At 71.5% G+C, this 6,205-nt stretch carries 9 protein-coding genes; 6 read left to right on the top strand and 3 right to left on the bottom strand.

Going from position 1 to position 6,205, the window contains the following annotated elements; all coding sequences use genetic code 11:
- Positions 1 to 207: 207 nt before the first annotated feature.
- The 6 genes from ETD86_RS51900 (at position 208) to ETD86_RS51875 (ending at position 4,852) form a co-directional block, all read left to right on the top strand.
- Positions 208 to 528 carry a hypothetical protein gene (locus tag ETD86_RS51900; RefSeq protein WP_138673987.1) on the top strand — a complete coding sequence of 107 codons (321 nt, stop codon included), beginning with the start codon at positions 208 to 210 and terminating at the stop codon, positions 526 to 528.
- Between the two features lie 81 nt (positions 529 to 609).
- The gene (locus ETD86_RS51895; RefSeq protein WP_138673986.1) at positions 610 to 1,446 is read left to right on the top strand and encodes an LLM class flavin-dependent oxidoreductase; all 837 of its coding nucleotides are present in this window, start codon (positions 610 to 612) and stop codon (positions 1,444 to 1,446) included.
- Positions 1,447 to 1,492: 46 nt separating this feature from the next.
- Positions 1,493 to 2,314: a TetR/AcrR family transcriptional regulator gene (locus ETD86_RS51890; RefSeq protein WP_138673985.1), complete on the top strand. Its 822-nt coding sequence runs from the start codon at positions 1,493 to 1,495 to the stop codon at positions 2,312 to 2,314.
- Positions 2,301 to 3,077 carry a polyprenyl diphosphate synthase gene (uppS, locus tag ETD86_RS51885; RefSeq protein WP_138673984.1) on the top strand — a complete coding sequence of 259 codons (777 nt, stop codon included), beginning with the start codon at positions 2,301 to 2,303 and terminating at the stop codon, positions 3,075 to 3,077. The genes ETD86_RS51890 and uppS overlap by 14 nt, the downstream gene beginning before the upstream one ends.
- A 40-nt stretch (positions 3,078 to 3,117) precedes the next feature.
- The gene (locus ETD86_RS51880; protein WP_138673983.1) at positions 3,118 to 4,023 is read left to right on the top strand and encodes a pentapeptide repeat-containing protein; all 906 of its coding nucleotides are present in this window, start codon (positions 3,118 to 3,120) and stop codon (positions 4,021 to 4,023) included.
- A gap of 217 nt (positions 4,024 to 4,240) precedes the next feature.
- Positions 4,241 to 4,852 carry a LysE family translocator gene (locus tag ETD86_RS51875; RefSeq protein WP_138673982.1) on the top strand — a complete coding sequence of 204 codons (612 nt, stop codon included), beginning with the start codon at positions 4,241 to 4,243 and terminating at the stop codon, positions 4,850 to 4,852.
- A 5-nt stretch (positions 4,853 to 4,857) separates the two neighbouring features.
- Here ETD86_RS51875 and ETD86_RS51870 read toward each other — a convergent pair whose 3' ends face one another.
- The 3 genes from ETD86_RS51870 to ETD86_RS51860 all read right to left on the bottom strand — a co-directional run.
- The gene (locus ETD86_RS51870; protein WP_138673981.1) at positions 4,858 to 5,199 is read right to left on the bottom strand and encodes a DUF4180 domain-containing protein; all 342 of its coding nucleotides are present in this window, start codon (positions 5,197 to 5,199) and stop codon (positions 4,858 to 4,860) included.
- Between the two features lie 123 nt (positions 5,200 to 5,322).
- Positions 5,323 to 5,724: a helix-turn-helix domain-containing protein gene (locus ETD86_RS51865; RefSeq protein WP_138673980.1), complete on the bottom strand. Its 402-nt coding sequence runs from the start codon at positions 5,722 to 5,724 to the stop codon at positions 5,323 to 5,325.
- 41 nt (positions 5,725 to 5,765) lie between these two features.
- The coding region (locus tag ETD86_RS51860) for a DNA glycosylase AlkZ-like family protein (protein ID WP_138673979.1) at positions 5,766 to 6,205 on the bottom strand (440 nt) is incomplete at its 5' end.

Below are 6,205 nucleotides of genomic sequence, written 5' to 3'. Positions count from 1 at the left end.
CACACACACACACACACACACAGAGCCACCGACACCACCCATGTCGCTCCGTCGAAGGCCCCCCGTGCCGGCCTTCGTGCGGCCCGAGCTTCTTCAGCGCGAACCGATGATCATTGTTGGGTGCGACCGGCGTGGCGTGACGTCCCTACCACAAGATCGCTACGTATAGTGATGGGCGATGTCACTTCGTGATTACAGGGGGAGATCATGAGAAGTAGCCTCATCGCCGCAGGTGGCGCCCTGCTGGCGGCCGCGCTGCTCGGGACCGCCGGCCCTGCCGTCGCCGACGACCACGACAGGTGGGCCCACTGGGCCAAGCAGTACCCGCATCACTGCAACCTCGGGCTGAACGACGACTTGATCTACCACCACGTCACCCACAAGGGCGACGTGTACGCAGGCGTCCGCGACTCCGACGCCTGCAAGAAGGAGAAGCACGGCGACTACGACTACTACGACAAGCACGACATGCACCGCCCCTTCTGGTGGAGGGGCCACTGGTCCGACGGGGGTGGCTTCGGCTACTGACCTTCCGCCATCCGACCGTCCCGGTGCCACCCGTCACACGGCACCGGGACGGTCCGGTCCCCCAGCCGATAACCTGATCCGGTGCGAATAGGCGTGAACGTGCCCAACTTCGGCCCCGGCACCGACCCCGGCCTCCTGCGGCAATGGGCGTCGACCGTCGAAGGGCTCGGGTTCGACCTCCTGATGGTGTCCGACCATGTGGCGATCACCCCCGACGTCGCCGCGCAGTATCCGGCGCCGTTCTACGAGCCGTTCACGACCCTGGCCTGGCTCGCCGGCGTCACCGACCGCATCGCGCTCGGCACGACGGTGCTCATCGTGCCGTACCGGCATCCGCTGCTCGTGGCCCGCATGGCGGCCAACCTCAACGACCTCAGCGGCGGGCGGCTCGTGCTCGGCGTCGGCGTGGGGTGGGCGCGGCAGGAGTTCGAGGCGCTCGGGGTGGCGTACGAGCGGCGCGGCCGGCTGACCGACGAGCACCTCGCCGCCATCCGGGCCGCCTGGGCCGACGAGAGCGACTACCGTTCCGGCGGCGTGCCGATCTGGGTGGGCGGCGGCAGCGACGCGGCCCTGCGCCGCGCGGTGCGGCTCGGCGAGGCGTGGCACCCGCTCAGGAACACCATCCCGTGGCTGCGCGAGACGCTGCCGCGGCTGAAGGCCATCGCCGACGACCACGGCCGTCCCGTGCCCGCCTTCGCCCCCAGGATCCTGCTCCGCCTCACCGCCTCGCCCGTGACGGGCCCGGACCGGCGGGCCGGCGAGGGCACGATCGAGCAGGTCGCCGGCGACCTCGACCAGCTCCGCCTGCTCGGCGCCGAGACCGTCGTCCTCGACCCGTTCGTCGGCGACCCGGAGGAGACGCGCCGCCCTGAGGCGGCCTGGCAGATGCTCGCCACGGTCGCCGCCGTGCGCCGCTGATACGCTTTATGCCGTAAGGAGTTCTGTCCGCAAGGAGAGTCCCGCGTTGGTCGTGTACGCCGGTCAGGGTGACGCGCGCCGATCGATGGCGCTGCTGTGGCGCACGGCGGAGCGGGACGAGGCCCGGCCGGGGCCCAAGCCGGGGCTGAGCGTGGACACGATCGTCGACGCCGCCATCGCGGTGGCCGACGGCGAGGGCATGGCGGCGCTGTCCATGCGCAAGGTCGGGGAGCGGCTGGGTCGCACCGGGATGGCGCTCTACACGTACGTGCCGAGCAAGGGCGAGCTCGTCGACCTCATGTACGACCGGGTCCTGGCCGAGCTGCCCGCCGGCTACGACCTGGCCGGCGGCTGGCGCGCGGCCGTCACCGCGTGGGCCGAGCACATGTGGGCGTTCTTCCTGCGCCACCCGTGGATGCTGCAGGTGTCGCAGGCACGGCCCGTCCTGGGGCCGAACGAGTTCGCGGCGCTGGAGACCGTGATCGGCATCCTGCGCCCGACGGGTTTGCCGCCCGCGAGGCTGCGTGGCGTGGTGGCGCTGCTGTTCGACTTCGTGCGTGGGGCGGCAAGGACGGTCGCCGAGTCACGCCAGGCCCCGTCGGAGACCGGGGTGCCGGACGAGGAGTGGTGGACGACGCGCTCGGCCCTGCTGGAGGAGGTGGCGCCCGGGTTCGCCGCCCGCTTCCCCCAGGTCACGTGGGTGGAGTCCGAGGACGACGGGCCCGGCGACGGTGAGCCGTGGCTGCGACATCGGGCCAGGCAGACGTTCGGGGTGGGCCTGGCCGTGCTGCTCAACGGCGTCGAAGCCGCCGCCGAAGGGTTTCGCCGCCCGCTGGGCGCGTCATCCTATGAGGATGCACATCACTGATCTTCCTCACGCCCTGTACGGACGCCGCCTGCGCCGCCAGGTCATGGCGGGCCCGCTGCCGCGGCACGTCGGCCTGATCATCGACGGCAACCGGCGCTGGGCCAAGCAGCGGGGCATGGCCAACCCGAGCATCGGCCACAAATACGGCGCCGACCACATCGAGCACGTGATGTCCTGGTGCGAAGGGCTCGGCATCCGGCACCTGACCATCTTCCTGTGCTCGACGGAGAACCTGCAGCGGCGCGGTGACGAGGAGGTCGCGTTCCTGCTGCGGGTGATCGAGCAGATGGTCGCCGACCGGCTCGACCGGCCGGACGCCCGCTGGCGCGTGCACGTCGCCGGCCTGCTCGACGTGCTGCCGGACAGCACCGCCCGCGCGCTCAAGAACGCCGTCGAGGCCACCCGCGACTGCGCCACCGGCTTCCACCTCACGCTGGCCATCGGGTACGGCGGCCGCCAGGAGGTCATCGACGCCCTGCGCGAGCTGCTGTACGAGCGGGCCGAGGCCGGGCAGTCCATGCTGGACCTCGCCGCCACGCTGACCGCGGACGACATCGCCAAGCACCTTTACACGGCCGGGCAGCCGGACCCGGACCTGGTGATCCGGACCAGCGGCGAGCAGCGCATGTCCAACTTCCTGCTGTGGCAGTCGGCCTACTCCGAGCTGTACTTCTGTGAGGCGTACTGGCCGGCGTTCCGTGAGATCGACTTCTTGCGCGCGTTGCGCAGCTTCGGCGCCCGGCAGCGCCGCTTCGGTGGTTGAGTACGCTTGAACTGCCATCACCTGCGAGGAGACCACCACGTTGCCCGGACCGAACCCGCGTGAGCTCGGCCTGCTGGCCGACTGCGCCAACTGCTTCGGGCTGTGCTGTGTCGCGCTGCCGTTCTCGGCCTCGGCCGACTTCGCCGCCGACAAGGCCGCCGGCGAGCCGTGCCCCAACCTGCGCGAGGACTTCCGCTGCGGCATCCACGCGCAGCTGAGGCAGCGCGGCTATCCGGGCTGCACCGTCTACGACTGCTTCGGCGCCGGGCAGAAGGTCTCGCAGGTGACGTTCGCGGGCACGAGCTGGCGGCAGGCGCCGGAGACGGCGCGCGAGATGTATGCGGTGTTCCCGGTCGTCCGGCAGCTGCACGAGCTGTTGTGGTACCTGGCGGAGGCGCTGACGCTGGAGGCCGCCGGGCCGATCCACGCCGACCTGCGCCAGGCGCTCCACGAGACCGAGCGGCTCACCCGCGAGAGCGCCGACGTGCTGAAGAAGCTGGACCTGGTGGCCCACCGGACCGGGGTCAACACGTTGCTGCTGCGGGTGAGCGAGCTCGTCCGGGCCGGGCACCGGGGCAAGGACCGCAGGGGAGCCGACCTGGTCGGGGCCCGGCTCGGGGGCGCCGACCTGCGCGGTGCGGACCTGCGGGGCGCGTACCTGATCGGGGCCGATCTGCGGGGCGCGGACCTGCGGCAAGCCGACCTGATCGGGGCGGACCTGCGCGGCGCCGACCTGGCGGGCGCCGACCTCACCGGCAGCATCTTCCTCACCCAGGCCCAGCTCAACGCCGCCAAGGGCGACGCCGCCACCCACCTTTCCGCGTCGCTCGCCCGCCCCGCACACTGGCCGGACACCCGCACCGAGCCCCAGCCCCGCCCCAGGCGCGGGGCGGGCGATCGCGCCACACCTCGCGCGACCGGCCGCCGCCCTCGCCGCCGCCGCTAGCCGCCCACACTCCGCTCGGCACGCCGGGCACCGCGCTCCACCCTTCCGCCCTGCTCGGCTCGCCTCCCCAAGGGACAACACCGAGTGCGGCGGGCCGGTTGAACGCAGGCCGTCGTCCCTCCTCACGAAGGGACCCGCGCCGGAGTGCGGGGCCCTCCAGCCAGCCACTAAAACAATAGAAATTGACATAGAAGGTGGCGGATGGTTAGGTGCCGCCATGAGCATCGAGTTCCTGCTGACCTCACTCGTCATCGTCGTCACCCCGGGCACCGGCGTGCTCTACACGCTGGCGGCCGGCCTGTCGCGCGGCGGGCGGGCGAGCGTCGTGGCCGCGCTCGGCTGCACCCTCGGCATCGTGCCGCACATGGCGGCGGCCGTGACCGGCCTGGCAGCGCTGCTGCACACCAGCGCCGTCGCCTTCGAGGTGCTCAAGTACGCGGGCGTGGCCTACCTGCTCTACATGGCGTGGGCCACGCTGCGCGAGCGGGGCGCGCTGAACGTGGAGCAGGACGCCGCCCCGCGCCGGGCCGTGAAGGTGATCACCGACGGCGTGCTGATCAACATACTCAACCCGAAGCTGTCGATCTTCTTCTTCGCGTTCCTGCCGCAGTTCGTGAGCGCCGGCGAGCCGGCGGCGCTGGCCCGCATGCTCCAGCTCAGCGCCGTGTTCATGCTGCTGACGTTCGTGGTCTTCGCCGGGTACGGGGTGTTCGCGGCCGCGGTCAGGAACCATGTGATCTCCCGGCCCAAGGTGCTGACCTGGATGCGGCGCGGGTTCGGCGCGGCCTTCGCCGCACTCGGCGTCAAGCTCGCCCTCACCCAGCAATAGGGACGTCAGGAGCGCCGGGCCGCCAGTTCCTCCAGGTCGTGGACGAACCAGATGTGGTCGCCCCGGTTCGACTCCAGCACCCAGGCGCGCAGGGCTTCGCTGGCGGCCGTGAACCTGGAGATGTCCCCCACGATGGCCAGGCCGATGCGGCAGTTGACGAACTTCTGCGCGATCTCCCCCGCCACGCCGGTGCGCAGGGAGAAGAAGTCCTCGTGCAGCCGCCCGGCGGGCACGGCGACCCAGGCGGCGCCGTGCCCCCAGGCCGCACCGATGAGGTCGAGGGCGTCACGCTCGTCACGCAACAGCGGGCCGTCCGGCTCGCACACGTGGATGCTGTCGTCAGGCATGGGCGGTCTCCAGGAAGTCCATGATCTCTTGGGTGCGGGCGGGGAGGGGAGCAGGCGCTGATGGCCCCGGCCCGCGCAGGAGCACAACCGCCCGCGCTCCCTCCGGCGAGGAGTAGCTGCCGCTCACTGCCGCACCAGCGCGTCGATGATCCGCAGCACCTGGGCGCTCTCCTCGAGCCCGCCCAGGACGATGACCTTCAGGTGGGCGCGTTCCTCGTCGTACACGAACTCCACCCGCAGCCCGTGCGGCCCTCCCGCGAGCGCGCCGGTGACCATCGTGCTGATCCGGTCCATCTCGCGCCGCTCGACGCCGTCGATCTGCACGATGCTGGACACCTCGGCGTGCCGCCGGACCTCCGGCGCTTCGTCGGGCAGCCCGGCGAAGGCCGCCAGGTCCTCCCTGGCGATCCGGTATCGCTTGCCGACGCGGACGGCAGGCAGCCGCCCGTCCCGCACGTAGTTACGCACGGTCTTGACGTGCAACCCCAGCCGCCTGGCCGCCTGCTCCACGGTGTATTGCTCCATAACATTCCCTACAATAGGGCATATTAAGGAACAACAGGGAATCAAGCATGGGGTCCTACCGCCACGGCGCCGATGGTCAGGCGCGGCCGGCCCTCCAGGACCTCCCCCACCCGCTCCACCTGCCCGTCCAGCTCGCGCAGCTGGGCCGGCGTGAGATCGCCGAGCACCTCCACCGTGATGTCGATCTTGCTGCCGGAGCGCCGCTGGTGCCACACCCCGCGCACCTCCCCGTCCACGAGCAGCACGGGGAAGTTCCCCGCCTGACCGCCGGCCAGCGCCCGCTGCGCCGCCACGCCGGGGTAGAGCAGCTCGCGCGGCCGTCCGGCCACCACGTACGCGTCGAAGTACGGCAGCAACCGCACACCCCGCGGCGGATCCTCGGGGAACGCCGTGTCACCGGCGACCACCCAGGCCCGCCGCCCCTCGAACAGCACCTCCTCCAGCCCGGTGGGGAAACGGGTCTGGGAGGGCTGCCACTCGC

It is taken from the genome of Nonomuraea turkmeniaca (genome assembly GCF_005889735.1).
In the GTDB taxonomy this organism is placed as follows: Bacteria; Actinomycetota; Actinomycetes; order Streptosporangiales; family Streptosporangiaceae; genus Nonomuraea; species Nonomuraea turkmeniaca.
Note: the sequence above shows the minus strand (reverse complement) of the source record. Positions and strands in the feature narration are given on the sequence as shown.

Excerpts from the sequence above, each read along its gene's own strand:
- ETD86_RS51875 (WP_138673982.1), top strand. The coding sequence starts at position 4,241 with ATGAGCATCGAGTTCCTGCTGACCTCACTCGTCATCGTCGTCACCCCG.
- uppS (WP_138673984.1), top strand. The coding sequence starts at position 2,301 with ATGCACATCACTGATCTTCCTCACGCCCTGTACGGACGCCGCCTGCGC.
- ETD86_RS51900 (WP_138673987.1), top strand. The coding sequence starts at position 208 with ATGAGAAGTAGCCTCATCGCCGCAGGTGGCGCCCTGCTGGCGGCCGCG.
- ETD86_RS51865 (WP_138673980.1), bottom strand. The coding sequence starts at position 5,724 with ATGGAGCAATACACCGTGGAGCAGGCGGCCAGGCGGCTGGGGTTGCAC.
- ETD86_RS51870 (WP_138673981.1), bottom strand. The coding sequence starts at position 5,199 with ATGCCTGACGACAGCATCCACGTGTGCGAGCCGGACGGCCCGCTGTTG.